The sequence below is a fragment of the Clostridium oceanicum genome, from assembly GCF_039521385.1.
Classification (GTDB): domain Bacteria; phylum Bacillota; class Clostridia; order Clostridiales; family Clostridiaceae; genus Clostridium_F; species Clostridium_F oceanicum.
The window spans coordinates 26255-53093 of sequence record NZ_BAAACG010000016.1; the positions used below are offsets into that span (position 1 = coordinate 26255).

The window sequence follows — 26839 nt, forward strand, 5'->3', positions numbered from 1 at the left end:
ATGTTTATATCAATAATTTAATCACATAATTTTAATTATACTACAAAATTACATTTGTAAGTTGTTAACATTTATTGTATATTGTAAAAATTCCTTTATTATTGATAATATTTCTTCTTTTCTAGCATCATTTATTTTATATCCAATAGAAGGTTTATCTTCCAACTTAAATACTATATTTTTAAAATATTTATCCATAATTTTTTTCATTATTTTAGGGTCTAAACTTTCTTTTCTGTCAAACTCAAATATTATTTCATTTTTCTTTTCTTTTATTTCTTTTATTTGAAGTTTTTTACCTAAAGATTTTATATAAGCTACATTTATAAGATTATATACGGATTTAGGTATATATGAAAATCTATCTTTCAATTCATCTTCTATATCTATTACTTCATCTTTTGAATCTATAGCTGCAATTTTTTTGTATACCTGTATTTTCTGTGTTTCATTATTTATATAATCATTAGGTATATAGGCATCTATTTTTAATTCTACAGCTGTTTCTACAGGTTCTCTATCAATATCACCTTTTACTAATTTTATTGTATCTTCTAACATTCTGCAATAAAGATCATATCCTATAGAAGCCATATGACCATGCTGAGATGATCCCATCATATTGCCTGCTCCTCTTATTTCTAAATCCTTTAAGGCTATTTTAAAACCAGAACCTAATTCTGTAAAATCTTTTATTGCTTTTAATCTTTTTTCTGCTACTTCTGTAAGGATTTTATCTTTTCTATAAGTTAAATAACAATAGGCCATTCTATTAGTTCTTCCAACTCTTCCTCTTAATTGATAAAGTTGGGAAAGTCCCATTTTATCTGCATCATATATAATCATAGTATTTACATTTTGTATATCCATACCTGTTTCTATAATAGTTGTAGAAATTAATATATCATATTTTTTCTCCATAAAATCTAATATTACTTTTTCTAATTCCTTCTCCTTCATTTGTCCGTGAGCTACAGCAACTTTTGCTTCAGGAAGAAGTTTTGACACATAAGATGCCATTTCATGAATTTTTTCTACCCTATTGTATACAAAATAAACTTGACCGTCTCTATTCATTTCTCTTAATATAGCATCTCTTATAAGCTGATCATTATATTCTACTACATAAGTTTGAACAGGATACCTTTCCTCTGGAGGAGTTTCTATTACACTTATATCTCTAACCCCTACTAATGACATATGTAGAGTTCTTGGTATTGGAGTTGCACTTAAAGTTAATACATCTACATTTTTCTTAAGGTTTTTAATTTTTTCTTTATGAGATACTCCAAATCTTTGCTCCTCATCTATAATTAAAAGTCCTAAATCTTTGAATTTAATATCCTTTTGAAGTATTCTGTGAGTTCCTATTAAAACATCTATATTTCCTTCTTTAGCAGCTTTTATTGTAGCTCTTTGCTGAGCTGGTGTTCTAAATCTACTTATTACATCTACTTCTACAGAAAAATCTGAGAATCTATTTTTAAAGTTTTTATAATGCTGTTGAGCTAAAATAGTAGTTGGAACTAAAAATGCTACTTGTTTTCCATCCATTACTGCTTTAAAAATAGCTCTAACAGCTACTTCTGTTTTCCCATAGCCTACATCTCCACAAAGTAATCTATCCATAGATTTATTAGATTCCATATCATTTTTTATATCCTCAATGGCTAAAATTTGATCTGGAGTTTCTTGATATGGAAACTCTTCTTCAAATTGATTTTGCCATACAGTATCTTCAGAAAATTTATGACCAGTAAGTGTAGATCTTATGGCATAAAGTTTTACTAAATCCTCTGCTATTTCTTCTATAGATTTCTTTACTTTATTTTTAGTTTTAGTCCATTCTGAATTACCTAGCTTGTTAACTCTAGGTTTTTTTCCTTCACTTCCTATATATTTTTGAACTATATCAAGCTGTTCAACAGGAACGTATAACTTATCGTCAGACCTATAACTAAGTTCTAAATAATCCTTTTTATGACCTTGAAGCTCTAACTGCTTTATCCCTTTAAAAACACCTATACCGTGATTTGCATGAACTATATAATCTCCTGGTTTAAGTTCTGTAAAACTTTTTATTTTACTTGTTCCTTTTTTATTATGTCTATTAACTTTTTTGGTCCTTTTAATATTACCTAATATCTCTTTATCAGATATTACATAAAGTTTTAATTGTGGATATTCAAACCCAGTAATTTGATTACCAAATGTAATAACTACTTCTCCATATTTAATATCGTTTACTGTATCTTTATAGCTACTTTCTATCTCATTATCCCTTAGAGTTTTTGAAAGTCTTTCCCCTCTACTTCTACTTCCAGATAATATAAGAACCTTATATTTTTCTTCTTTCTTTTTCTTTATATCTTCTATTAAAAGCTTTATATTGTGATCATATCCATGTAAAGTTTTTTGAGAAAATTCCTCATTATAAATTGGATTAAACCCTTCATAAATTTTATTTATAGAATCTATATTTATAATTCCTTTTTCTTTAATCATAGAAACTACACTATTTTCATCTATTAATAAATTTGTCTGAGAAGGAAGTATATCTCCTCTTTCTAAAAACTTTTTATAGTTTTCATTAAATTCAAAATAAACACTTTCTAGTTTCCCTCTACATTTTTTTATATCGTCTATTATTAAAATAGTATTATCTATATAATCTAAAAGAGTATTTGTTTTTTTATAAAAATATGGTATAAAATTATCTATAGTTTCAAAAGACCAATTTTCTTTTAAAAATTCTAAATTTTTATTAGTAGTATTTTCTATCTTTATTTTATATTCGGGAGATAAACCTTCTTTAACTATTTCTAAATCTTTTTTTATTCCTTCATAACCTAATGTTATATTATCTTCTTCTAATATAACTTCTTTAGCTGGAAATATTTCTAAAGATTTAGATTTATCAACACTTCTTTGAGAATCTATATTAAAATTTCTTATAGAATCTATCTCGTCTCCAAAAAGCTCTATTCTATAAGGTTCAGAATATATAGGAGGGTATATATCTATTATTCCTCCTCTAACTGAAAACTCCCCTTTGTTTTCAACTATGTCCACTCTAACATATCCACTTTTTATTAAGTCTTCTTCAAATTGCTGTAGATTTATAACATCCCCTGTTTTTAGTTTAAAGGTATATTTTTTGTATAAATCTACTGGTATATAATTAGATGCCATAGCCTCTATAGAAGCCACTATTATTTTTTTCTTATTTGTCATAAGTTCTTTTACTACCTTTAATCTCTCCCACCTTAAGTCACCTGATATAGCATAAATGTTATAAAAAACAACTTCTTTAACAGGAAGATAATATACTTCTGTAGTATACAAAGATAAGTCTTCATATAGTTTTTTTGCTTCTACATCACTATAAGTTAATATCATTACAGATTTCTCTGTACTTTTGAAGATATTTTCCAAAAGATAGCTTTTACCAGAATCAGACACCCCACATATATTTATAGGATATCTATTAGACTCTATTTTATCTACAATGCCCTTAAATTTTTCACTACATTTAAGAGGTGCCAATAAGCCTTCCAATCTCATGTTAACTACCACCCTACAATTTAATCTTCTATTTTTGTACTATTAAACTTATTCATACTTTTATCTATTCCTTCTTTTGCTATATTAATAGCAGCATCCCCTGCAACTTGTAAAACTTTATCTATAGTATTCCTTTCTTCTTTTGAAAATTTCCCTAAAACATATGAAACTACATCAATGCTCGGATTTCCAATACCTACTTTAACTCTAGGGAAAGTATCTGTACCTAAATTTTGTATTATACTTTTAATTCCGTTATGTCCACCAGAACTTCCTTTTCCTCTTATTCTTAGTTTACCTATATCTAAGCTCATATCATCATATATTACTATTATATTTTTTTTATCTATTTTATAAAAATTAGCTGCTTTTATTATGCTTTCTCCACTTAGATTCATATACGTACTAGGTTTTAACAATAAGATTTTTTCTCCATTTATAACCCCCTGTCCATATACTCCTTTAAATTTTTCCCTATCTACATTTATATTATACTTTTCAGCAATAGCATCAATAGTATCAAATCCTATATTATGTCTAGTTTTATCATATTTGCTTCCTATGTTACCTAATCCAACTATTAAATACATAATTACACTCCTTAATTATATCTTAGACTCACTAACATACATTATACTATAATTAAAATAAAGAGACTAATTTAATAGTCTCTTTATTTTGGCTATTTATTTTACTTAAGTTCAGAAAGTTTTATAGTAAATTTCATTTCTTTCCCTTGCCTTAAAACTTTACATTCAACAGAATCACCTATTTTATGTTTATCTAATATTCCTGATATATCTTCAAAGGCTTCTACCTTCTTTTTGTCTAGCTCTACTATTAAATCTCTAGGTTTTATTCCAGCAGATTTGGCTCCTGCTTCAACAGTTTTTACTAAAACTCCTGAAATTCCAAGATCTCTTGAATAAGCAGTAACACCGCCTACACCTATATAAGGCCTAGCTACCTTACCATTTTTAACTAATTGTTCTACAATACTTTTAACTTCATTTATAGATATTGCAAGTCCTATACCTTCTGAATCACCTGTTTTTAAACTATTTATACCTATAACTTCTCCCTTTTCATTAGCTAATGCTCCTCCACTATTACCAGGATTTATAGCAGCATCTGTTTGTAGTGTTTTATAAACAGCTCCTTGATATTTTATCTCTCTGTTTACTGCACTTATTATTCCTGATGTAACAGTTCCTGCAAACTCTTCTGATATTGGATTACCAATGGCTATAGCTGTCTCTCCTACTTTAACTTTAGAAGAATCTCCAAATTTAGCTACTGGTAAATTTTTAGAATTTATCTTTATAACAGCTAAATCTGATCTTGGATCTTTTCCAATAACTTTTGCTTCTAAAATTTTACCATTTGAAAGTTTTACTGTTATTTTTTGAGCACCTTCTATTACGTGATTATTAGTTACAATATATCCATCAGCCTGAAATATAACACCGGATCCCTGTCCTTGATCTTGCATACCCATAAATCCTTCGGCTTTATTACTTACACCAACTACCGCCGGTCCTAAACTTTTAGCAACTTTTACTATATTATTGTCAGCAGCTTTATTTTCTGCTGTACCTTCTGTCTTTTCATCTTTCTTCTGTTCAAATATAGATTTATTAGTAGTAGAATATGGCTTATCCGCTAATTTATTTTTTACTATATAAGCTGCTGTAACTCCCCCTACAGTTGCTGATACAGCTATTATAATTATTACAGCTATTATATTTTTCATCATTCTTCTTTTTCTACTTTTTTTAAAATTTATAGAACCATGACAATCTTTTTTTGAGTCATCATCTAATAAATCATTTAATTTATCTTTGTCCATTAAAGACACCTCCACTTATTTAAGTAGTCACACTATACTCTTGTTAAAGTAAAGTTAAAAGTTACTCCCTCTAAAGACTTATTATCAATCCAAACATCTTCTTTATGTTGAGTTAATATGCTTCTAACTATAGATAATCCTAATCCAGTACTAACTTTAGAAGATCTTGCTTTATCTGCTTTATAGAACCTATCCCATATGTGTTTTTTATCTTCGTCTGAAAGTATTGGTCCATCATTAAAAACAGAAACTATAACTTTGTTTCCTCTAATTTTAGTAGTAACATTAACTCTTCCACCATCGCTTGCGTATTTTATGGCATTATCTATAAGGTTTATAACTACTTGTATAAGTCTATCTTTATCTCCCATAACAAAAAGCTTATCTTCTTCTAAGCTAACATTTACTCTTAAGCTTTTTTTGTCTATTTTTGTTTCAAATTTTATAATACTAGTCCTTATAATTTCATTAATATCTACTTTTCCTATATTAAGCTCTAAATTTCCAGATTCCATAGATGATAAATCTAATAAATCATTAACTAATCTTGTAAGTCTTTGAATTTCTTCATAGGTTATTTTTAAGTAGTACTTTTGTTTTTCTAAAGGAATTATCCCGTCTAAAATTCCGCCTATAAATCCTTTTATAGAAGTTATAGGAGACCTTATTTCATGGGATACATTGGAAATAAATTGCCTTCTGTTTGTTTCCACCTGCTCTATAGAATCTGCCATAGAATTAAAAGAATTAGCAAGCTCTCCTATTTCATCATTAGAATACATAACTACTCTTTTATCTACTTCTCCTTTAGAAATCTTGTCTGCAACATTATTTATTTTAGACAAAGGCCTTATTATTATTCTTTCAGAAAAGTAGTAAATTACAATAGAAGAAATTATTATTGCAAATATGGCTGATATCCAAATAATATTGTATACCCGTTTAAGGGGAGCTGTTATTTCACTTCTTGGAGTATGCATAACTATTGCTCCTACAAAGGTATTGCCCTTAAAAATAGGTATTTCAAAAGTGTGAACAGGACTATCAAACCACCTCTTATCATAGCTTTCTCCACTATTTTCTACAGATTCCCCTTTTCTCAATTTTTCTAGGTCTTTTGTTAAAACTTGAATACCTTCTAAACTTTTATGTTTAGGATTAGACACTGTATCAACATATCCATAGCTATCTGTTATCCATATATTTGCAGATAAGTAATTACTAATATACTGTGTAGTTAGCTTAACTTGTTGTTTTGATGTAATTCCTTGAGAGTATTCAGACATTGCTCTTACTATATATTGTCCTTCTGAGGATAACTGTTTTTTTCTTTGATCAAAATAATATCCTTGAAACCAATAAGATAAAAATGCTGCTATTATTATAAAACTAACAGATATTATAACTGTAAAAGTAGCTACTAATTTAGTGAATAAACTTTTTTTCATCTATTTCACCTCAAATTTGTATCCTACTCCCCATACAGTTTGAATTTGCCAATTTGATCCACCTTCTAATTTTTCTCTTAATCTTTTTACGTGAACATCTACAGTTCTAGAATCTCCTGGATAATCATATCCCCATACTTCACATAATAATTGTTCTCTAGTAAATACTCTATTTTTATTACTAGCTAAATAATATAAAAGTTCAAATTCTTTAGGTGGCATTTTTATTTCTTGTTCTTTATATAAAACACTATAAGAATTTACATCTACAACTAAACTATCAAATTTTAAAACTTCTTTATTATCACTATCTGCATTATATCTTCTAAGTACAGCTTTAACTCTTGCTAATAATTCTTTAGGTTCGAATGGCTTTACAATATAATCATCTGCACCTAATTCAAGAGCAAGAACCTTGTCAAAAGTATCTCCCTTAGCAGTTAACATAATTATTGGTATCATACTATCTTTTCTTATCCATTTAAGAACATCTACCCCATCTATATGAGGAAGCATTATGTCAAGTAATACTAAGTCAGGTTTATATTTTGAAAACTCTTTTTCTGCCTCTTTACCATCATGACACACCTTAGTATCATACCCTGAACTTTCCAAATACATCTTTATGACTTCTGCTATATTTTCATCATCATCTACTACAAGAACTTTTCCTATTTTTCCTTCCATTTTTTGAACCTCCTTCTATATCAAATAAATATTAAAATCATTTACTAATTACATATTTAATTTACCATATTATTTTGTGCAAAAATAATCAATTTTATAAAATTTACAAATAATTCACTACATGTAAATAAAATACCTATAGATGTTAACATCTATAGGTATAAACTAACTATGTAATAATATTATTGCCTATTAATCTTCAAATATTTCACTTACTGAAGAATATTCATATATTCTTTTAATAGCTTCTGCAAATACTGGTGCTACTGATAACACTTTAAATTTATCTAAATTTTTATCATCTGGTAAATCTATTGTATTTAACATAACTAATTCTTTTATAACTGATTTATCTATTCTTTCTATTGCAGGACCTGATAAAACAGCATGAGTACAACATGCAAATACTTCTTTAGCTCCCATTTTAACTAATGCATTAGCTCCATTAGTTATAGTTCCTGCTGTATCTATCATATCATCTACTAATATAACAGTTTTATCTTTTATATCTCCTATTATATTCATTACTTCAGATACATTAGCTTTAGGTCTTCTTTTATCTATTATAGCTATTGGTGCATGAAGTTTATCTGCAAATTTTCTAGCTCTAGTAACACTTCCAAGGTCTGGTGAAACAACAACTATATCTTCTCTCTCGTCAAAACCTTTTTCAACAAAGTATTTTGCAAGGATTGGAGCTCCTAATAAATGATCTACTGGTATGTCAAAGTATCCTTGGATTTGTGATGCATGTAAATCCATTGTTAATACTCTGTCAGCTCCTGCAGCTGTTAAAAGATCTGCTACTAATTTTGCTGTTATTGGATCTCTTGCCTTTGCTTTTCTGTCTTGTCTAGCATATCCATAATAAGGCATAACTGCTGTGATTCTTCCTGCTGAAGCTCTTTTAAATGCATCAATCATTATTAATAATTCCATTAAATTATCATTAACTGGAGCATTTGTTGATTGAACTATAAATAAGTCAGTTCCTCTTACTGTTTGGTTGATATTTACAGATATTTCTCCATCACTAAATGTTGATACTTGAGAATCCCCAACTTGAACTTTTAGTGCATCAGCTATTTCTTTAGCTAATTTTGGATGTGAATTACCTGTAAAAATTTTAATATTTTTACCCTGGCTTAACATTATATAAATCCTCCTTAAAATTTATTTCTTATATAATCCTTTTTTTTCTACCCAGCCTTCTTTGTTTATCTGTCTTGCCCTTGCAACAGCTAAAGCTCCTTTTGGAACTTCATTTGTAATTGTAGATCCTGCTGCTATATATGTGTTGTCATTAACTTTAACAGGTGAAACTAAATTTGTGTTACAACCTATGAAAGAATTATTTCCTATTATAGTTTTATATTTATTTTCTCCATCATAATTAACTACTACAGTTCCGCAACCGAAGTTACATCCACTTCCTACTTCTGCATCTCCTATATAAGTTAAATGAGATATTTTTGTTCCATCATCTATACTTGATTTTTTAATTTCTACAAAATCTCCTACTCTTACTGACTTACCTATAGAAGATTCTGGTCTTATATATGCAAAAGGTCCTACTGTAGTTTTATCTCCTACTGTGCTTTCTAATATAACAGAGTTTTCAACTGTAACTCCTTGTCCTATTGTACTATCTAAAATACGAGAATTAGAATATAAAATACAATCACTTTCTATAAGAGTATTACCTTTTATAACGTTTCCTGGATATATAATAGTATCATTACCAATTTTAACATCTACATCTATATAAGTGTTATTTGGATCTATTATTGTAACTCCATTAGCCATATGTAGTTCATTTATTCTTTTTTTCATAATATTTTCTGCTTGAGATAACTGTATTCTTGAATTAACTCCCATTATTTCTTCAAAAGGTATAGCAATAGCTCCTACTTTTTTTCCTGAATTTTTCATTATTTCTATAACATCAGTTAAATAGTATTCTCCTTGAGCGTTATCATTAGTAATTTTACTTAAGCTCTCAATTAAAGCTTCTATGTCAAAACAATACATAGCACTATTAACTTCGTTTACTTTTAGTTCTTCTTCATTACAATCTTTATGTTCTACTATTTTTTTTACATCTTTGGAGTTTTCTCTTATAACTCTACCATATCCTGTTGGATTATCTACAATAGAAGTAATTACTGTAGCAAAGCATTTTTCCTTTTTATGAAATTCAAATAAATCTTTTACTGTATCATCTGTTATTAAAGGTGAATCTCCTGTAAATATAGCAACTGTTCCTTTTTTACCTTTTAGAAAATCTATAGCACTAATAACTGCATGACCTGTTCCTAGTTGTTTTTCTTGAACTGAATAACTAACATTCTTTTCTTTAGTAGCTTCTTTTACTTTTTCTGCTGCATTACCTACAACTAAGTTGATGTCTTCTATTTCTGACTTTCTAATAGTATCAATAACATGATTAACCATTTCTTTACCACAAACTTTATGTAAAACTTTAGGTAAAGAAGATTTCATTCTTGTTCCTTGACCTGCTGCTAATATTATAGCACAATTATACATTATAGCACCTCTTTATCATTTTTTATAACATTTGAGTATTTCATTTTAAAAAACTTCCTATAATATTATATTTTATATAAAAATTAATTTCAACCTATTGAACATATAAACAACATATATATTCACAAAAAGGGAAAGGAGAATAAATTCTCCTTTCCCTTTTATTTTATATACTTCCTGATTATTCTTCGTTCTTATTTGCAGATGAGTCTTCGTTTTTAACTTTTTCATACTGCTCTAATATAGCGTTTTGGATTTTTTCTCTAGTCTCTGTATTAATAGGATGTGCTATATCTTTGAATTCCCCATCTGGTGTTTTCCTGCTAGGCATAGCTATGAAAAGACCGTTTTGACCTTCTATAACCTTTATATCATGAACTACGAATTCATTATCAAAGGTTACTGAAACTATAGCCTTCATTTTTCCTTCTGTCGCTATTTTTCTAACTCGTACATCTGTAATTTGCATAAATTTCCACCTCCAAAGATGCTTGTGTATATACTTTTATGTATATACAATAACATATTCTCTATGTTTTATATTTTTCCTCCTTTATTTTTTTAATTTTTATAAAATATTAAAATCTTTTGAAAATTATTTTATCTAAATTTCAAATAATGAAGAAGGCTCTACTAATATTTCGTTATTATCATCAAAACCTTTGAAATCTACTATTGAAAAATAATCGTCTACAAGCTTTTCTTGGATGTCAGTGTTATCTATTAATACTCCTATACCTAAGAGTTCACTTTCAAATTCTTTAAGTAAATTAGTTATACCTAAAGCTGTACCTCCAGCTTTCATAAAATCATCAATAAATATACATTTACTTTTTGGTTTTATAGAGTTTTTAGATACATACATATTTTGAACTCTTCCACTTGATCCAGAAACATAATTTATACTTAAAGTAGATCCTTCTGTAAGCTTATTGTTTCTACGAACTATAACTAATTCGACTCCTAACAATTTTGCTACTTCATAAGCTAATGGTATACCCTTTGTTTCCATAGTTATTACATGATCTATATGCTTTTCTGAAAAAAATGAAAATAATATATTAGCAGCTTTCTGTACTATTTGCGGGTTACACATTATATCTGTTACATATAAAAAATTTCCTGGTATTATTCTATCCTTATTTTTTAAGTTTATACATAAATTCTCAGCAAATTTCTTACTTTCCTCTTTTGATATCCCACTTACGTACTTAACTCCTCCTGCAGCACCTGATATTGTATCTACTCTACCTAAAGATAATTTAGTTAATATATCCTTTATTATAAATAAATCTTCACTTACTGTAGATTTTGCAGCATTAAACATCTGAGTAAATGTATTCAAATTGACTATCTTATTAGGGTTTTCCATAAGAACTTTGGTTATTATGGATATTCTTTGATTTCTTGTAAATTTTTCCATCATATCACCTATCTATTTCAAATTACGAATTATTTTTAATATATTTGTTTTATTATTCCTATTTTAAGATAAATAAGTAACAATATCAATACATATTTAATAAATTTTATAATATCAATATATTAATATGTTTTTTTGTTATGTTTTTGTATATAATTACATAATAAGAGTATTTATTAGGGAGTGAACTAAATGTCATTTGATTTGATAAAAGATAAGAATAAAAATATACATTTTATAGGTATCGGTGGAGTAAGTATGAGTGGACTTGCAGAAATACTTCTATATCATAACTTTAAAGTATCCGGTTCTGATATGAACGAATCGCCAAATACTGAAAAATTATCTAAAAACGGAGCTAAAATATATATAGGTCATAATAAAGAAAATGTAAAAAATGCAGATATAATAGTATACACTGCTGCAATATCTAAAGATAATCCTGAATTAGTTGAAGCTAAAGATAAAAATATTAAAACTATGGATAGAGCTGAATTTTTAGGACAATTAATGAAAGGACACAAATACAATATAGCTATTTCTGGTACTCATGGCAAAACTACTACTACTTCTATGGTTTCTCATATAACTTTAAATTGTAATACAGACCCTACAATTTTAGTAGGAGGAAACCTAGATATTATAAATGGTAATGTAAGAGTAGGTAAAAGTGATTATTTTATAACTGAAGCCTGCGAATATAAATCTTCTTTTCTTAAATTTCATCCTTATATAGGAGTTATACTTAATATAGATAAAGATCATTTAGATTATTATAAAGATATTGAAGATATAAAAAATGCTTTTTCTAAATTTATAAAGCTAATACCTAAAGATGGATATCTTATAGCTTATGATGAAGATAAAAATATAAAAGATATTATAAAATCTGCTTCTTGTAATGTAGTTACTTATGGTATAAATTCTGGTACTATTCAAGCACGTAATATAAAATTTGATGAAAAAGCTTGCGGAAGTTACGATGTATATAAAAATGATGAAAAACTTTTTTCAATAAATTTAAATGTACCAGGAAAACATAATATATTAAATTCATTAGCTAGTATATGTATATCTTTAACTTTAAGCTTAGAAAAAAATTCTATAGCCAAAGGTTTAGAAAGTTTTTATGGAACCCATAGAAGATTTGAGTTAAAGGGAAAAAAAGATGATATTACTGTAATAGATGATTATGCTCACCATCCTACAGAAATTGAAGCAACTTTAAATGCAACAAGAAACTATCCTCACAATAAAATATTCTGTGTATTTCAACCTCATACTTATTCAAGAACTATAAAATTATTTGATGAATTCACAGAATGCTTTAATAACACAGACGAACTTATTCTTGCAGATATTTATGCCGCAAGAGAAAAAGACACTGGAGAAATAAGTTCTGATATGCTTGGAGATTCATTAAGAGAAAAAGGTATAAAATGCACCAATTTTCATAACTTTGAAGATATAGTTAATTATTTAAAGAAAAATGCATCAAAAGGTGATTTAATCTTAACTGTTGGTGCCGGAGATGTATTTAAAATTGGAGAAATGTATCTTAATTCTTAAATAAAATATACTTAAAAACACTTCTAATTGGTAATACTATATGTATAACCTATTGGAGGTGTTTTTTTATGAAAAATTTTTTAATTTCGGCAATAGTAAATTTAATACTTATAAGTGTATCTTATTTATTGTTTAGAAAAATAATAAGCGGTCCTACTCGTAATAAGATATATGAAAAACTTTTTAGTTCCTTTTCTCTTTTTATAATATATGTTTTTGTAATTACTGCTGGAATAACCGTACTTACAGCATTAATATTATATAAAACTAGATTTGTAATATACCTTAACATAGTTGCACCAGCTTTAGTTTCTATTTTAGTAGGATTTCTTATATCTACAGTTCCAACAAGAGGTGTTGGTGATAAAAAAACTAACTAAATTTAAACATTACTATTATATATTATTGACTTTTTAAAGCTATTATTATATAATGGTAATGTTTTCGGGGTGTGGCGCAGATGGGAGCGCGCGTGGTTTGGGACCATGAGGTCGCAGGTTCAAGCCCTGTCACCCCGACCACAAAGAGTTACTTTTAGTAACTCTTTTTTTTATTTAAAATAAATTATTAAAAACAAAAAATTTTAAAGTAATATACTCTTTTATTATTTAATTTTATTTTTATTATTTTACTTAATTAGATAAATTTTCATATAAATAGTTAAAGTTTACTAATAATAAGTTACTAACTGGTAAAAATAATTAATATATTAAGGAGTGATATTGTGAAAAAAGAACATAATGAATTGTTTCAAAATATAGTAAAGTCTTATTTCAATAATACATTAGAAAAAGATTTAGAAAATTTATTATCAAAACATGATTCTGATGAAAGAGATCTTTGTAGTATTATTTCATCTTTATGTGGAGTAGAAGTAGATCCTAACACTACAAATTTTATAGAAGATTTAAAAAAAGCAATAAAAAACTATAACCCTTTACATAAAGTAGTAAACAAAATCAAAGATTGTTCTATGGATTGTGAAAAAATTAATGGTAAAACATTTTGTCAAAACTCATGTCCTTTTGATGCTATCTTTATAAACAAAGATACTAATTCTACATACATAGACAAAGATAGATGTACTGATTGTGGTTTTTGTGTAGAAGCCTGCCCTAATGGAAGTATTTTAGATAAAGTAGAATTTATTCCCCTTGCAAAATTACTAAAAGGAGATGCTCCAGTAATAGCTACAGTAGCTCCTGCCATTTCTGGTCAATTCGGTGACAATGTCACTATGGATAAACTTAGAACAGCTTTTAAAAAACTAGGATTTACAGATATGATAGAAGTAGCATTTTTTGCTGATATGCTTACATTGAAAGAAGCTGTAGAATTTGACCACCTAGTAAAAAATGAAAAAGATTTAATGATAACTTCTTGTTGCTGTCCTATGTGGGTTGGAATGTTAAAAAGAGTATACAATGATTTAGTAAAAAATGTATCACCATCTATTTCTCCTATGGTAGCTTCTGGAAGAGTTTTGAAAAAATTAAATCCAGATTGTAAAATAGTTTTTGTAGGCCCTTGTATAGCTAAAAAAGCTGAAGCTAAACAAGAAGATTTAGTTGGAGATATTGACTTTGTTCTTACATTCTCAGAACTTAAAAGTATTTTTGAATCTTTAAATTTAGATTTAGAAAATCTTAAGGAAGATCAATCTTCTGATTATTCTTCTAGAGGGGGAAGAATTTATGCAAGAACTGGCGGTGTATCAGAAGCTGTTAAAGATGTAGTTGATAGACTTTTCCCTGAAAAATCAATCATGTTAAAAGCAGTTCAAGCAAATGGTGTAATAGAATGTAAAAAGATTCTTGAAAAAGCTCAAAATAAAGAACTAGATGCAAACTTTATAGAAGGTATGGGATGCATTGGTGGATGCGTCGGTGGGCCTAAAGCTTTAATCTCTAAAGAAAAAGGAAAAGATAAAGTAAATGAATTTGCTGATAAATCTTCTGTAAAAGTATCTGTAGATAGTTCTTGTATGAATACCATTTTAAAAAAAATAGGAATAAACTCAGTAGAAGATTTTAAAAACCCGGAAAAAATAAAAATATTTGAACGAAAGTTTTAAAATATATTTACTATAAAATACTTATTAAAATTTCTAGTATCACCTGTTATAATTTAAATGAGGTGATTACTTATGAAAAATATAAAAGCAGCTATATTCGATTTAGACGGAACTTTAATTGATTCAATGGGAGTATGGTGTAAAATAGATATTGATTTTCTAAAAAAAAGAAATAAAGCAGTACCTAATAATCTAAAAAAAGAAATTGAACATTTAACTTTTGAAGAATGTGCTAATTATTTTAAAAATACATTCAATCTAAAAGAATCTCCTGAATCAATAATGAAAGAATGGAATGATATGGCATACTCTGAATATTGCAATAATATAAAATTAAAAAATGGTGTTGAAACTTTTTTAAATTTATTAAAAAGTAAAAATATAAAAATAGGATTAGCAACTAGTAATACTCTTAGTTTAGTTGAAATTGTTTTAAAAAATAACGGTATATATGATTTATTTGATAGTATAACTACTATATCTGAAGTAAAAAGAGGAAAAAATTTTCCAGATATTTATTTATTAGCATCAGATAAACTAAATACTTCTCCTAAGGAATGTATAGTATTTGAAGATATATTACCTGCAATAGAAGGTGCTAAATCTGCTGGTATGAAAGTAGTTGGTGTATATGATTACTACTCTAAGGATTATACAAAAAATATAAAAGCTAAATCAGATTACTATATAAATAAATATGATGATTTAGAAGATTTAGCAATATAAACATTTAATTAATTTTTTATTTTATGATATTTTCTTTTAAATAAATTATAATTTTTGAATATACTATACTGTATTGTAAGATTATACAGGAGGTTTTATATGTTTATATTCTTGTTTCTAGTAATAGTTATTGTATGTTTTTATTTATATTATACTTTCAATGATAAATACTATGATCAACAAAAACAAATTATGTTACTAAAAAAACAAAATATTAAACTAAAAAATTCAATACAAAATACAAATCATATAAATAAAAATATAAAAGTTAAATTTATTCCTTCAGATTATGAAAAAGCAACTACTAAAAAAGATTGTGATCTTTTTCTTTCACCAACAGATAATTCTACTGTAATATACAACATAAAACCAAATGAACTAGTTAATATATACTCTATAGCAGAAGTTTCAAATACATTATGGTTTGAAATTTCTATATTTTCAAAAGGTATGATTAATACAAAAGGTTGGGTAAAAAAAGATTTTTTAAACATACCTACAAATTAAAATAAAGGCACAAAAGTTTAATTTGAAACTTTTGTGCTTTTATCTATACTATCTTTTCATTTTCATTCCCTTTAAATAATCTATAGTCTTTTATTTGTCCATTAATATACTCTGGAACAACATCTATAATATCTTTTCTACAACAATAGTCTAAATCTTTTTCTAAATTTAGTTTTTTTATTCTCTTGTAATGATCTGCATTTTTTATAAACCCTATTATATCCTTATTGTTTAAATATATATAATGGCAAGTTTTTGCTATATCTGATAATTTAACATCTTTTTCTTTCTTTATAATACAATCTATTAAATATCCGCTACATATAAAATCATCTATAGAAAATTCTCCATAGGTTCCTGCATTTACTATAACTAAATCATTACCTAAATCAATAACCCTATCTGAAACACTTTTAGCATTTAATAAAGCTGATATCAATATATTTTTAGCCTTAACACTTTTATTTATTGCTTTAGTTCCATTAGTTGTAGTTAAAATTATATTTTTACCATAAACATTTTCTTTTTTATATTCAAGGGGAGAATTAGAACAATCAAATCCTTCTATTTTTAAAGCATTTCTTTCTCCTCCTAATATAAAATCACATCTTTTATTATTTGAAATCTTTAAAGCTTCTTCTACAGTAACAACTGGTATAACTTTAGAGCAGCCATTATTTATAGCTGTAGTAATAACCGATGTTGCTCTTAACATATCTATAACTACTGCAGTTTTATCTTTAACTTTACTATCATCTACATAATCAGCAGAAATAATTAAATCTATATTCATAAAATCCCCTCTTAAACTATACTCTCTTATAACTTATTCCTTGATATAAGTTTTCATCTTTTAATTTTTTATCAATAGAATTTAGTATCTCCCATTTTTTCAAACTCCACATAGGACCTATAAGTAAACTTCTAGGAGAATCACCAGTTAGTCTATGAACAACAACACTTGGAGGTAAAATACTTATAGATTCACATATTACATCTATATATTCTTCTAAAGTTAAAAACTTAAGTTCTCCTTTTTCATACAATTTAACTAGAGGAGTATTTTTCATTAAATGTAGGAGATGAAATTTAACCCCTTGAATATCTTTAGTTGATAAATATTTTACTGTGTTTATCATATCTTCTTTAGTTTCACCTGGAAGTCCAAATATAGTATGAACCACTACATCTATATTTCTCTCTCTAAGGTTTTTTACAGCTTTCTCAAAAACATCTATTTTATATCCTCTGTTTATAGTCTTTGCTGTCTTTTCATTTGAAGTTTGAAGTCCTAGTTCAATCCATACATATACTTTTTTATTAATCTCTTCTAACAAATCTAAAACATCTTCACCTAAACAGTCTGGTCTTGTAGCTATAGCAAGGGCTACTACTCCTTCTTCATTTATAGCTTCTTCATATTTTTTTCTTAAGATTTCTACAGGAGCATATGTATTTGTATAAGGTTGAAAATAAGCTATATACTTATTTGATTTCCACTTTTTATTCATCATTTTAAGTATATCTTGAAATTGATTATGTATTGAAAAATCTCTGTTTCCTGCAAAATCTCCTGATCCTCTTTCACTACAATATATACATCCACCTTTACTTATAGTTCCATCTCTATTAGGACAAGAAAACCCTCCATCTAAAGATACTTTAAAAACTTTAGATCCAAATTTATTTCTTAAAAAATAGTTTAAACTATGGTATCTTTTTTCATTCCATTTTAATTCCATTTTCATCACCTATTTTAATTTTAACAATAAAAATAAACAATGTCGAATCTATAGACATTGTTTATTTCTATAAGCTATATTTTTTTAAATTTAAAATCTTTTAAATTTAATTGCCATTTTCCTGTAACTTTAGAAACTTCTTTGTTGTTTTTATCTTTTGCTATTACATCAAAATTTATCTCCTCCATATTAAAAGAAGAAAAGATTACATTAACTTTATCCAGTGGATATTTATCTTCAAATTTAGAATCTATCATATCTCCACTATCTGTTTTATAAACTCTTAAATTTTTGCTTTTAGCACTTGTTTCATATTGAACTGCTACAAATTTTTCATCTGGAGAAAATACCATATAATCTATTTTACTATTCTTTAATAAATCTAAATCTGAAATTTCTTTTCCAATAGGAGGTTCCTTTACATTTGTTATACTTCCACCTTGAGAATCTCCTCCACCACCAGATCCTCCAGATTCACCATCTCCGCTTCCGCTGCCTCCTTGAACTGCTTTAGATTCATCTATAGTAACAAGTCCTATATAAGAATTTTTATCATAAGTAGAAATGGCTATAAAATTTTCACTATAAGCTAAAGTTATAGCACCTATATTACTTTTAGGAACAGGTATTTTTTCAAGTCTAGATTTATCATCTTTAGCATAAGTATAATCTGGTATACCTGATCCATCTATTAAAAGTTCTGTTTTTATATTATTCTTGTTTCTATATCTAATTTGATTTTTTTCTATAAAAGCTTCTTTTTCATTACTGGTATTAATTTCTTCTATTTTATAATCATTACCTTCTTTTACAACTTTAATTTTAAATTCTTCTACACAAGTATAAGGAATCTTTTCATTTATACTGACAACTTTACTTTTGAAAATTCCACTTTCTCCTATTTCATTTATTTCACTTATAAGGTATCCTTTAGTTTTTAAATCTGAATTTCTTTTTTCTGCTTTACTATTTGTGAGTTTTTTAGAATATAATTTTTTTGCACTATTCATATCATTATTCATAAGATATCTCATATAACTATCTACAACATTATTAGCTATCTTTACATCAAATTCTCTTCCTTCTTTACTATCCTTTGTTTTAGGTTTACATCCATAGGAAAATATCATCATAAAAATTAAAATATATATGAATAATCCTTTTTTATTATGAAATCTCAGCATTAATATTTTCACTCCTATCTAAAAAATAAATTCTTAGTTTTATTTTTTCCTAAAAATAAAATTTAATTAAAAATCATTATTTTTATTTTTATTTATATATTTATATAGAGAGATTTTATTAATTAGATTCAAGGAGGATTTATGTTTAAAAGGAAATTAACCTTAATTTTTCAGATAAGTGCAGTCTTTATAGGAACTATAGTTGGTGCCGGACTTGCATCTGGTCAAGAAATGACTCAATTTTTTACTACATACGGATATAAAAGCTTTATAGGTTTATCAATATGCTTTTTTATATATATTTTTATGGGTTCAATAATAATAGATATAAGCATAAAACATAAACTAAATTCTTATAACAGTTTAATTTCTTTAGTAAGTCCAGGATTTTTAGGAAAAACCATAGATTTGCTTACAGGATTATTTTTGATAAGTGGATCTGCAATAATCCTTGCTGGAAGTGGCGCTCTTTTAAATCAATATTTTGGAATATCAAGATGGATAGGAACTATACTTATGGTGATTTTTTCTTTATTTGTACTATTTAGAAATACAAAGGGTCTTATAACTATAAATTCCTTTATTGTTCCTTCTCTTATGATTGTAATAATAACAATATTTATACTCTACATGGCCTTATCAAAAGATGTTAGTTTGTCTTATATAAAAGATATTCCTAATTATAAAAATCATTGGTTAGTATCTACTTTAATATATGGTGGCTTCAATTTACTATGTTGTAGTGGTGTTCTTGTACCTTTAAGTACAGAAATTGGTGATAAAAAATCCTTGAAGTCTGGATTAGTAATAGGTTCTTTAGGTTTAACTATTTTATCTTTTATAATAAATCTATTACTACTTCTGAATGTACCTAATATATTTAAATTTGAAATTCCACTTTTATTTATAGCAAATAGATTTGGAAGAGTAATACAAATAATGCTGTTATGTATAATTTGGTTAGAAATGTTTTCAACAGAAGTATCTGATATATATAGCGTAGGAAAAACAATGGAACAATCTTTAGGTATATCTTATAAAAAATCAGTATTTATTATAATGTTAATTGCAATACCTATATCTCAATTAGGATTTGTTAAACTAATAAGTGTTTTATATCCTAGTTTTGCAGTAATAAGCTTTATATTTATGATTCAATGTATAGTTTTTTATATAAAAGATAAATAAAATTTGTAAACCTAATATCCTCATTATATAATTTATAACATAGTTAAATGTTTTGAGGTGTTATTATGGATAGATTAAAAAAATGTACTTTATGTCCAAGAAATTGTAATGTAGATAGAACTAGCTCTTCTTTAGGCTTTTGTAATGCTACAGATAAAGTTAAAATCGCAAGAGCTAGTCTTCATTTTTGGGAAGAACCTTGTATATCTGGAACTAAAGGATCTGGAACTGTTTTTTTCTCAAACTGTAATCTTAAATGTGTATTTTGCCAAAACCATAAAATAAGTCATGGTGGCTTTGGAAAAGAAATATCTATAGAAAAATTAAGTTCTATATTTTTAAATCTTCAAGATAGGGGAGCTCATAATATAAATTTAGTAACTCCTACTCACTACGCTTTTCAAATTATAAAAGCTTTAGATTTAGCAAAAAAAAATGGTCTTTCTATTCCTATTTTGTATAATTCAAATGGATATGAAAAAGAATCTACAATTGAATCTTTAAAAGGTTATATAGATGTTTACCTACCGGATTTTAAATACTTTAATGATAAATATGCTATAAAATACTCTAATTGTAAAAATTATTTTAAATATGCTTCATCTTCTATAGAAAAAATGTATATGCAAGTAGGTGCTCCTTCCTTTGATTCAAGCGGATTAATAAAAAAAGGTGTTATTATAAGGCATTTAATGCTTCCAGGATTATTATTTGATTCAAAAAAAATAGTAGATTATATTTATTCTAAATTTAAAGATAATGTATACTTAAGTATAATGAATCAATACACTCCTATAGATTCATTAACTAATAAGTATCCTGAAATCAATAAAACTTTAAATCCAAAGCATTATAAGTCTTTTATAAATTATTGTAGAGAATTAGGAATTAAAAATGCCTTTATTCAGGATTCAGAATCTTCCTCAGAAAAATTTATACCGGATTTTGATTTAAGAGGCATATAAGATATGTAGTTTTTATACAAAAAAGAGTACGTAAAAATTTACCGTACCCTTTTTATGTATTATAAAGAAAATTCAACTTTTAAAAGTTTAGCTAAAACTTTTATTTCTTTTACATTAGCAGTTTTAGTTCTTACCGTATCTTTATTACTTATAAGAAGTATTTTACTACTGTCTAATCTTTTTATTTGTCTTATAACTCTTTCTCCATTTAATTCTATTAAAAATATAGAATTACTATCTATTTCATGAGTTAAGTAACTAAATGCTATATCATCTTTACAAATTCTAAATCCCATCATTTCATTATCTTCTATTTTAAGAAAAAATACTTTACTAGCAGAATACCCTTCTATCTTTTTACCTATAACCGGTAATTGTTTTTTTCCTAAAACCTTATTTAAACTATATCCATATAAAGGTACATCTCTTATAACAGAATTTAGAGCATCGCTCCATACCTCATTAACTTTTTCTTTTTTAGGGAATTGTTTTGTCTCTACTTTTTCTTTTTTAAAGGATTCTTGTTCAAAAGACATAGTTATATCATTTATATCTTCACCTAATACTTTAGATATTCTAGTCATTAACTTTTCATTTATTATCTTTCTACCTGCTTCTATTTCAGTTATAAAACTTTCTGATACTCCAAGTTTTTTACCTAATTTCTTTTTTGTAAAACCCTTTTTAGTTCTAACTTGTTTTATTTTTTCACTTACCCTACTCATTTCTATACCTCTTTCTGTACCTTTTGTTTTCATTGAAGTCTCTTTTTTCTATGAGCTTACTTACTAAATATTTAAATTCTAAGTTTATAGATTTACTATCTATAATATGAAATATGGTATTTCTCTTTAAAATATTTTTTAAATCTTTAGTTAAAGTATCTAGCTCTTTGTCAGAAAGATTATTAAATAATATTATTCTTTCATCTAATACGTAACAATCACAAATATAGAAATCTATACCTGATATTATATCTTTAATCTTTATATTTCCCATGGTTTCATCTATAACCTTTAAATTACAACTACCATTTAAAAAACATATATTTTTTATCATATCTATTTCTTCTTTATCAAATCCATAAATTAGAATAGATTTCTTATTATAAAGAGTTATAATACCACCTTCTTCTAAAGGTTGATTTTATTAGGTTCTGGATATTCTTTTCCTTTAGTATCTACAGTAACACTTTCCATAATTTCATCTTCCATAGGTCTATCCATAGCATCTCTAGAAGCTCTTACTATTTCTTTTGCAACATCCATTCCTTCTATTACCTTTCCAAAGGCTGCATATTGTCCATCTAAATGAGGTGCATCATTAACCATTATAAAAAATTGGCTTCCAGCTGAATCCGGTGCCATAGTTCTTGCCATAGATAGTACACCTTCAGTATGTCTTAAATCATTATCAAATCCGTTAGATGAAAACTCTCCTTTTATAGAATAACCGGGACCTCCCATACCTGTTTTTTCAGGACATCCACCTTGTATCATAAATCCTGGAATAACTCTATGAAATATTAATCCATCATAAAATTCTCTATTTATTAAATCTATAAAGTTGTTTACCGTATTTGGAGCTTTATCTGGATAAAGTTCTGCTTTTATTATTTTATTGTTTTCCATTTTTATAGTAACTATTGGATTCATTTTTAATTACCCCTTTCAACTAATAGTTTATACTATTATATTTATGTAAATTATATCATAGCAAAATACCTTCATAAATAACTTTTATTTACTTACTTTGAATTTAATAAATTATAAGATAAATTAACTATATCATCCTCTAAAGAAGAATTATATATAGTTACTTTTCCATGGTCCTTTTTATCTGATAAAGAATTGTTTTCTAATAATTTTCTTTTTAATTCTTTTCCTGTTCCAAGACCACCATCTATAATTTCTACTTTTTCTCCAACTATTTTAGATAATGTTTTCTTTATAAAAGGAAAATGAGTACAACCTAAAACTATACTAGCAATAGGATATTTTGTATACTTTTCTACTTTATTTAATAGATATTTTTCAATATCCTCTCCTTCAACTATTCCTTTTTCTATATACTCTACTAACTTAGGACAAGGTATTGGCTCTATATTAGCTGTTTGTTTATAAATATGACTTAAATTTTTAAACTTTTTCTCTGCAAGAGTCATAGGCGTTGCCATTATTAATATTTTCCCTTTTTTATTAAGCTCTACTGCAGGTTTAACTGCCGGTTCTATTCCTATAATAGGAATATCATAGGTATCTCTTAAATCCTCTATAGAAGCACTAGTTGCAGTATTACAAGCTATAACTATAGCTTTAACTCCTTTTTCAATTAAAAAATCCACTGCTTTAAATGTTAAAGATTTAACTTCGTCTACCGTCTTTATTCCATAAGGAGCATTTTTTGAATCTCCATAGTATAAAAAGTTTTCTTTAGGTAACAATTTTACACTTTCTTTTAATACACTAATACCTCCAACTCCAGAGTCAAAAAAGCCTATTGGTTTATATTTCAAATCCAAGTTTATCACCTCGTACAAGATAAATATTTTATTATTTTTCGTATTTTATATTATAATTATAAACAAAATATATTATTCAAATAAAGTCATTATTAGTTATTGACATATAAACATATTAATTATAACATATAGGATATATTAAATTTTATAAATATTTTTGTCAATTATATTTTAGGAGGTAGCAATATTGGAAGATTTAATTTACTTTATTCCAAAAGAACTTCATTCAAAAGATAAAATGGCTAAACTTTTATCTGAGCATCCAGAAATAAAATTTGTATCTTTAGTATGTATAGATTTATCTGGAAATGATACTGATGAAAAAATCCCTATCAATCTTTTCTTAGAAGATATGGATAAATTCATTAACGGTTGTGTCCAAACAGACGGATCTTCTGTTGTTTTGCCTGGAATCGCAACTTTAAACAATGCTAAAGTTGATATGATTGTAGATATGAACGTCAATTGGTTTGTAGACTACAATAACGAAAATATCGACTCTAAAACTAACAAACCTATAGGAACACTAAGAATTCCTTGTTTCCTTTATCATGAAGACAGACCAGTAGACTCTCGTCACGTTCTAAAGCAATCAATCGATTACTTCAAATCTCAGCTTTTAACCCTTGTTAAAAAACATCCTGAATCTTTATCAAAATTCAATATTAAACCAGATGATATAGACAGCGTTATGGCAACTTGTGCCACTGAACTAGAATTTTGGGTTAAAACACCAAATGATGTAGCTGAAGTAGAAGAATTGTCAACATCTCAAGTTTTACATGAACAATATTGGAATAGAACTAAAGGTAATGTAAGAACAGCTTTAGAACAAGCTTTATCAATAATGGAATCTCATGGTTTAGAACCTGAAATGGGACATAAAGAAGTTGGAGGGGTTAAAGCTAAGCTAAGTAACTCTGGCGGATTTACTCATATAATGGAACAACTTGAAGTAGATTGGAAATACTCAACTGCTATGCAAGCTGCTGATAATGAACTATTAGTAAAAAGCATAATAAAAGAAGTATTTAGAAAAAATAAACTTGAAGTAACATTCCTTGCAAAACCTGTAGATGGTGTAGCTGGAAGTGGTGAACATACACACATAGGAATAGCATTAAAACTTAAAAATGGTAAAGTTATAAACTTATTCTCTGCAGGCCGTGATCATTTCTTAGGTAGATTTGGATATGCGTCTATAATGGGTATACTTAAAAATTACGAAATAATAAATCCATTTGTATCATCTACTAATGATTCCTTAAAGAGATTAAAACCTGGTTTTGAAGCTCCTATTTGTACCGTTACTTCAATAGGTCACTCTGTTGAAATGCCATCTAGAAACAGAACCGTTCTTTTAGGAGTTATTCGTGATTTAGAAAGTCCTTTAGCTACTAGATTCGAACTTAGATCTCCAAACCCTAGAAGTAATACATATTTAACTATAGCGTCACTTTACATGTCAATGCTTGATGGTATAACTTATGCATTAGAAAATAATAAAGATGAAGATTTACTTTTAAAAGAACTTTCAAAATCTCCTGAAGAAAAATGTGCTTACTTAGAAGAAGGAAGAGCTTATAGAAGTGAAGAAGATGTATTTGAAGATTATACTGAAGAGGAAAGAGAAAGAATATTTGCTAAAGCTCCTGCTACAGTATATGAAAACATTGACGCTTTTGAAAAACATAGTAACAAATTAGACATATTAAAAGAAGGTAACGTATTTACACCTGAAATATTAAATAGTTATAAATTGGCTGTAATTGAAAGATGGTTAGTAGAAATAACTAATAGAATAATTCCTAATTACATGGAAGAAATAAGAAGCTTCTCAAAATTACATCAAGATGATAAAGCTTTAGATGTTGATATTTCTACTTGGCATAGAATTAATGAACTACGTCAATATATAATGAAAGATACTTACAGTAAAAAATCTTTATTCACAAGAATAAAACAAGCTAAATCTAATAGTGATTACTCTCTTATCTCAAACTTACAAATAGAGTTAGAAGATAAAATGAGTAAACTTAGAAACTTATATTCTGATTACAAAAAGAATCTATTAGATATATAATAATATAAAAACTATATATTATTGCTGTTTTAATTTTAAAAAATAAATCTTCATATATAATAAAATAAAAAACCAGTGTTAATTTAACACTGGTTTTTACTATTTATATATTTTAATACTCTCTTAATGGAAAACTTTTAACTACCATTTCTCTTTTGTTATTTATAGGCTTCCAAAGTTCTATCTTATCTATTTTAACCATATCATATACTCTATCTTTTTTTAAATTGCTACAGGCTGTTACATATTCTTTATTGCTCCAATTTCTTGTAGCATAATTAGTATTAGCAAGTGACATATGTAAATCCCATTTGTCTATATTATGTCTTACTCTAAAGCCATGCAATTTAAGAGTATCATTAATATTTCTAATTATCCTTTTTATATACCCTTGATTAGTTACATTTAAATTTACAGATTTATATGGTGGCTCAAAACATATAGCTCCATTTATTTCTACTTTAAATTTTTTATATGGACTTAATATCTTCTTTATAACTTTCTCTAGTTTATCCATATCTGGATCTTCTAAAACCTCAAGAGTTATGTGAAGCATGGGTAATCTTTTATATATTTTATATTTTCTAGATATAGATCTTTGAATTTTTTCTATTCTAATATAATCGTCTTTATTAAGTAAGGCTACTAAATAGTATTTCATAATTCTATTAATCCCCCATAAACGCTTTTGTAAGTATTATATCACAATAATAAAACTTTTAGAATTCTAATAAAAATTGTTAGTAATATTTTGTCTTAATA

At 26.7% G+C, this 26839-nt stretch carries 25 protein-coding genes and 1 tRNA gene; 9 read left to right on the top strand and 17 right to left on the bottom strand.

Features of this window, described 5'->3' with window-relative positions; genetic code table 11:
* Window positions 1-48 precede the first annotated feature (48 nt).
* The 9 genes from mfd to purR all read right to left on the bottom strand — a co-directional run bounded on the left by mfd (window position 49) and on the right by purR (window position 11518).
* Window positions 49-3564 (bottom strand): transcription-repair coupling factor, encoded by a 3516-nt coding sequence (gene mfd, locus ABDZ71_RS15710; protein WP_343763075.1) that lies wholly within the window; start codon window positions 3562-3564, stop codon window positions 49-51.
* Between the two features lie 20 nt (window positions 3565-3584).
* Window positions 3585-4154: an aminoacyl-tRNA hydrolase gene (gene pth / locus ABDZ71_RS15715; RefSeq protein ID WP_343763077.1), complete on the bottom strand. Its 570-nt coding sequence runs from the start codon at window positions 4152-4154 to the stop codon at window positions 3585-3587.
* Between the two features lie 101 nt (window positions 4155-4255).
* Entirely contained in the window at window positions 4256-5413 is a 1158-nt protein-coding gene (locus ABDZ71_RS15720) for a S1C family serine protease (protein WP_343763078.1), read from the bottom strand.
* Window positions 5414-5445: 32 nt separating this feature from the next.
* A complete protein-coding gene (locus tag ABDZ71_RS15725) occupies window positions 5446-6861 on the bottom strand; it encodes a HAMP domain-containing sensor histidine kinase (RefSeq protein WP_343763079.1) in 1416 nt (471 codons plus the stop codon).
* Entirely contained in the window at window positions 6862-7548 is a 687-nt protein-coding gene (locus ABDZ71_RS15730) for a response regulator (RefSeq protein ID WP_343763081.1), read from the bottom strand.
* Between the two features lie 192 nt (window positions 7549-7740).
* Window positions 7741-8700: a ribose-phosphate diphosphokinase gene (locus ABDZ71_RS15735; protein ID WP_343763082.1), complete on the bottom strand. Its 960-nt coding sequence runs from the start codon at window positions 8698-8700 to the stop codon at window positions 7741-7743.
* 21 nt (window positions 8701-8721) lie between these two features.
* Window positions 8722-10095 (bottom strand): bifunctional UDP-N-acetylglucosamine diphosphorylase/glucosamine-1-phosphate N-acetyltransferase GlmU, encoded by a 1374-nt coding sequence (gene glmU, locus ABDZ71_RS15740; protein ID WP_343763084.1) that lies wholly within the window; start codon window positions 10093-10095, stop codon window positions 8722-8724.
* Window positions 10096-10276: 181 nt separating this feature from the next.
* Complete coding sequence (gene spoVG / locus ABDZ71_RS15745) at window positions 10277-10564, bottom strand: septation regulator SpoVG (protein ID WP_343763085.1); 288 nt, start codon at window positions 10562-10564, stop codon at window positions 10277-10279.
* Window positions 10565-10699: 135 nt separating this feature from the next.
* Window positions 10700-11518: a pur operon repressor gene (gene purR / locus ABDZ71_RS15750; RefSeq protein ID WP_343763087.1), complete on the bottom strand. Its 819-nt coding sequence runs from the start codon at window positions 11516-11518 to the stop codon at window positions 10700-10702.
* Between the two features lie 192 nt (window positions 11519-11710).
* Here purR and murC point away from each other — a divergent pair, with 192 nt between their 5' ends.
* The 6 genes from murC (at window position 11711) to ABDZ71_RS15780 (ending at window position 16394) form a co-directional block, all read left to right on the top strand.
* Complete coding sequence (gene murC, locus ABDZ71_RS15755) at window positions 11711-13087, top strand: UDP-N-acetylmuramate--L-alanine ligase (protein ID WP_343763088.1); 1377 nt, start codon at window positions 11711-11713, stop codon at window positions 13085-13087.
* Between the two features lie 68 nt (window positions 13088-13155).
* On the top strand, window positions 13156-13467 hold the full coding sequence (locus ABDZ71_RS15760; RefSeq protein WP_343763089.1) for a hypothetical protein: 312 nt from the start codon (window positions 13156-13158) through the stop codon (window positions 13465-13467).
* 65 nt (window positions 13468-13532) lie between these two features.
* Window positions 13533-13608: transfer RNA gene (locus ABDZ71_RS15765), tRNA-Pro, on the top strand.
* A 203-nt stretch (window positions 13609-13811) separates the two neighbouring features.
* A complete protein-coding gene (locus ABDZ71_RS15770; protein ID WP_343763091.1) occupies window positions 13812-15161 on the top strand; it encodes a [Fe-Fe] hydrogenase large subunit C-terminal domain-containing protein in 1350 nt (449 codons plus the stop codon).
* A 72-nt stretch (window positions 15162-15233) separates the two neighbouring features.
* Window positions 15234-15887, top strand: coding sequence for an HAD family hydrolase (locus tag ABDZ71_RS15775; protein ID WP_343763092.1), 654 nt, complete (start codon window positions 15234-15236; stop codon window positions 15885-15887).
* A 99-nt stretch (window positions 15888-15986) separates the two neighbouring features.
* On the top strand, window positions 15987-16394 hold the full coding sequence (locus tag ABDZ71_RS15780) for a hypothetical protein (RefSeq protein ID WP_343763094.1): 408 nt from the start codon (window positions 15987-15989) through the stop codon (window positions 16392-16394).
* 43 nt (window positions 16395-16437) lie between these two features.
* Here the strand turns inward: ABDZ71_RS15780 and ABDZ71_RS15785 are convergent, their stop codons facing one another.
* The 3 genes from ABDZ71_RS15785 to ABDZ71_RS15795 form a co-directional block, all read right to left on the bottom strand.
* The gene (locus tag ABDZ71_RS15785; RefSeq protein WP_343763096.1) at window positions 16438-17187 is read right to left on the bottom strand and encodes a 2-phosphosulfolactate phosphatase family protein; all 750 of its coding nucleotides are present in this window, start codon (window positions 17185-17187) and stop codon (window positions 16438-16440) included.
* Window positions 17188-17203: 16 nt separating this feature from the next.
* The gene (gene mnmL, locus ABDZ71_RS15790) at window positions 17204-18136 is read right to left on the bottom strand and encodes a tRNA modification radical SAM protein MnmL/YtqA (RefSeq protein ID WP_343763098.1); all 933 of its coding nucleotides are present in this window, start codon (window positions 18134-18136) and stop codon (window positions 17204-17206) included.
* Between the two features lie 74 nt (window positions 18137-18210).
* Window positions 18211-19320, bottom strand: coding sequence for a head-tail adaptor protein (locus ABDZ71_RS15795; protein ID WP_343763100.1), 1110 nt, complete (start codon window positions 19318-19320; stop codon window positions 18211-18213).
* A gap of 141 nt (window positions 19321-19461) precedes the next feature.
* On the opposite strand from ABDZ71_RS15795, the gene ABDZ71_RS15800 reads away from it, so the two are divergent.
* Complete coding sequence (locus ABDZ71_RS15800) at window positions 19462-20508, top strand: YkvI family membrane protein (protein WP_343763102.1); 1047 nt, start codon at window positions 19462-19464, stop codon at window positions 20506-20508.
* Between the two features lie 65 nt (window positions 20509-20573).
* Window positions 20574-21473 (top strand): radical SAM protein, encoded by a 900-nt coding sequence (locus tag ABDZ71_RS15805; protein WP_343763104.1) that lies wholly within the window; start codon window positions 20574-20576, stop codon window positions 21471-21473.
* 59 nt (window positions 21474-21532) lie between these two features.
* On the opposite strand, the gene ABDZ71_RS15810 is transcribed toward ABDZ71_RS15805, so the two are convergent.
* From ABDZ71_RS15810 to murI, 4 genes are all read right to left on the bottom strand, one after another.
* Window positions 21533-22198, bottom strand: a complete 666-nt coding sequence (locus ABDZ71_RS15810) for a helix-turn-helix domain-containing protein (protein ID WP_343763301.1) — start codon at window positions 22196-22198, stop codon at window positions 21533-21535.
* Window positions 22191-22532 (bottom strand): hypothetical protein, encoded by a 342-nt coding sequence (locus ABDZ71_RS15815; RefSeq protein WP_343763106.1) that lies wholly within the window; start codon window positions 22530-22532, stop codon window positions 22191-22193. Before ABDZ71_RS15815 ends, ABDZ71_RS15810 begins: the two co-directional genes overlap by 8 nt.
* A gap of 74 nt (window positions 22533-22606) precedes the next feature.
* Window positions 22607-23128, bottom strand: coding sequence for a peptidylprolyl isomerase (locus tag ABDZ71_RS15820; RefSeq protein WP_343763107.1), 522 nt, complete (start codon window positions 23126-23128; stop codon window positions 22607-22609).
* A gap of 92 nt (window positions 23129-23220) precedes the next feature.
* Window positions 23221-23994 carry a glutamate racemase gene (murI, locus tag ABDZ71_RS15825; RefSeq protein ID WP_343763110.1) on the bottom strand — a complete coding sequence of 258 codons (774 nt, stop codon included), beginning with the start codon at window positions 23992-23994 and terminating at the stop codon, window positions 23221-23223.
* Window positions 23995-24178: 184 nt separating this feature from the next.
* Between murI and ABDZ71_RS15830 the strand changes: the two genes are divergently transcribed.
* Entirely contained in the window at window positions 24179-26077 is a 1899-nt protein-coding gene (locus ABDZ71_RS15830) for a type I glutamate--ammonia ligase (RefSeq protein WP_343763303.1), read from the top strand.
* 112 nt (window positions 26078-26189) lie between these two features.
* Here ABDZ71_RS15830 and ABDZ71_RS15835 read toward each other — a convergent pair whose 3' ends face one another.
* Window positions 26190-26738, bottom strand: a complete 549-nt coding sequence (locus tag ABDZ71_RS15835; protein ID WP_343763112.1) for a 2'-5' RNA ligase family protein — start codon at window positions 26736-26738, stop codon at window positions 26190-26192.
* Window positions 26739-26839 lie beyond the last annotated feature (101 nt).

Excerpts from the sequence above, each read along its gene's own strand:
- murC (WP_343763088.1), top strand. The coding sequence starts at position 11,711 with ATGTCATTTGATTTGATAAAAGATAAGAATAAAAATATACATTTTATA.
- ABDZ71_RS15720 (WP_343763078.1), bottom strand. The coding sequence starts at position 5,413 with ATGGACAAAGATAAATTAAATGATTTATTAGATGATGACTCAAAAAAA.
- ABDZ71_RS15800 (WP_343763102.1), top strand. The coding sequence starts at position 19,462 with ATGTTTAAAAGGAAATTAACCTTAATTTTTCAGATAAGTGCAGTCTTT.
- ABDZ71_RS15780 (WP_343763094.1), top strand. The coding sequence starts at position 15,987 with ATGTTTATATTCTTGTTTCTAGTAATAGTTATTGTATGTTTTTATTTA.
- ABDZ71_RS15835 (WP_343763112.1), bottom strand. The coding sequence starts at position 26,738 with ATGAAATACTATTTAGTAGCCTTACTTAATAAAGACGATTATATTAGA.
- ABDZ71_RS15815 (WP_343763106.1), bottom strand. The coding sequence starts at position 22,532 with ATGATAAAAAATATATGTTTTTTAAATGGTAGTTGTAATTTAAAGGTT.
- mnmL (WP_343763098.1), bottom strand. The coding sequence starts at position 18,136 with ATGGAATTAAAATGGAATGAAAAAAGATACCATAGTTTAAACTATTTT.
- purR (WP_343763087.1), bottom strand. The coding sequence starts at position 11,518 with ATGGAAAAATTTACAAGAAATCAAAGAATATCCATAATAACCAAAGTT.
- ABDZ71_RS15730 (WP_343763081.1), bottom strand. The coding sequence starts at position 7,548 with ATGGAAGGAAAAATAGGAAAAGTTCTTGTAGTAGATGATGATGAAAAT.
- mfd (WP_343763075.1), bottom strand. The coding sequence starts at position 3,564 with ATGAGATTGGAAGGCTTATTGGCACCTCTTAAATGTAGTGAAAAATTT.
- pth (WP_343763077.1), bottom strand. The coding sequence starts at position 4,154 with ATGTATTTAATAGTTGGATTAGGTAACATAGGAAGCAAATATGATAAA.
- ABDZ71_RS15775 (WP_343763092.1), top strand. The coding sequence starts at position 15,234 with ATGAAAAATATAAAAGCAGCTATATTCGATTTAGACGGAACTTTAATT.
- ABDZ71_RS15795 (WP_343763100.1), bottom strand. The coding sequence starts at position 19,320 with ATGCTGAGATTTCATAATAAAAAAGGATTATTCATATATATTTTAATT.
- ABDZ71_RS15810 (WP_343763301.1), bottom strand. The coding sequence starts at position 22,198 with ATGAGTAGGGTAAGTGAAAAAATAAAACAAGTTAGAACTAAAAAGGGT.
- ABDZ71_RS15820 (WP_343763107.1), bottom strand. The coding sequence starts at position 23,128 with ATGAATCCAATAGTTACTATAAAAATGGAAAACAATAAAATAATAAAA.
- ABDZ71_RS15735 (WP_343763082.1), bottom strand. The coding sequence starts at position 8,700 with ATGTTAAGCCAGGGTAAAAATATTAAAATTTTTACAGGTAATTCACAT.
- ABDZ71_RS15725 (WP_343763079.1), bottom strand. The coding sequence starts at position 6,861 with ATGAAAAAAAGTTTATTCACTAAATTAGTAGCTACTTTTACAGTTATA.
- ABDZ71_RS15760 (WP_343763089.1), top strand. The coding sequence starts at position 13,156 with ATGAAAAATTTTTTAATTTCGGCAATAGTAAATTTAATACTTATAAGT.
- ABDZ71_RS15805 (WP_343763104.1), top strand. The coding sequence starts at position 20,574 with ATGGATAGATTAAAAAAATGTACTTTATGTCCAAGAAATTGTAATGTA.
- spoVG (WP_343763085.1), bottom strand. The coding sequence starts at position 10,564 with ATGCAAATTACAGATGTACGAGTTAGAAAAATAGCGACAGAAGGAAAA.
- glmU (WP_343763084.1), bottom strand. The coding sequence starts at position 10,095 with ATGTATAATTGTGCTATAATATTAGCAGCAGGTCAAGGAACAAGAATG.
- ABDZ71_RS15785 (WP_343763096.1), bottom strand. The coding sequence starts at position 17,187 with ATGAATATAGATTTAATTATTTCTGCTGATTATGTAGATGATAGTAAA.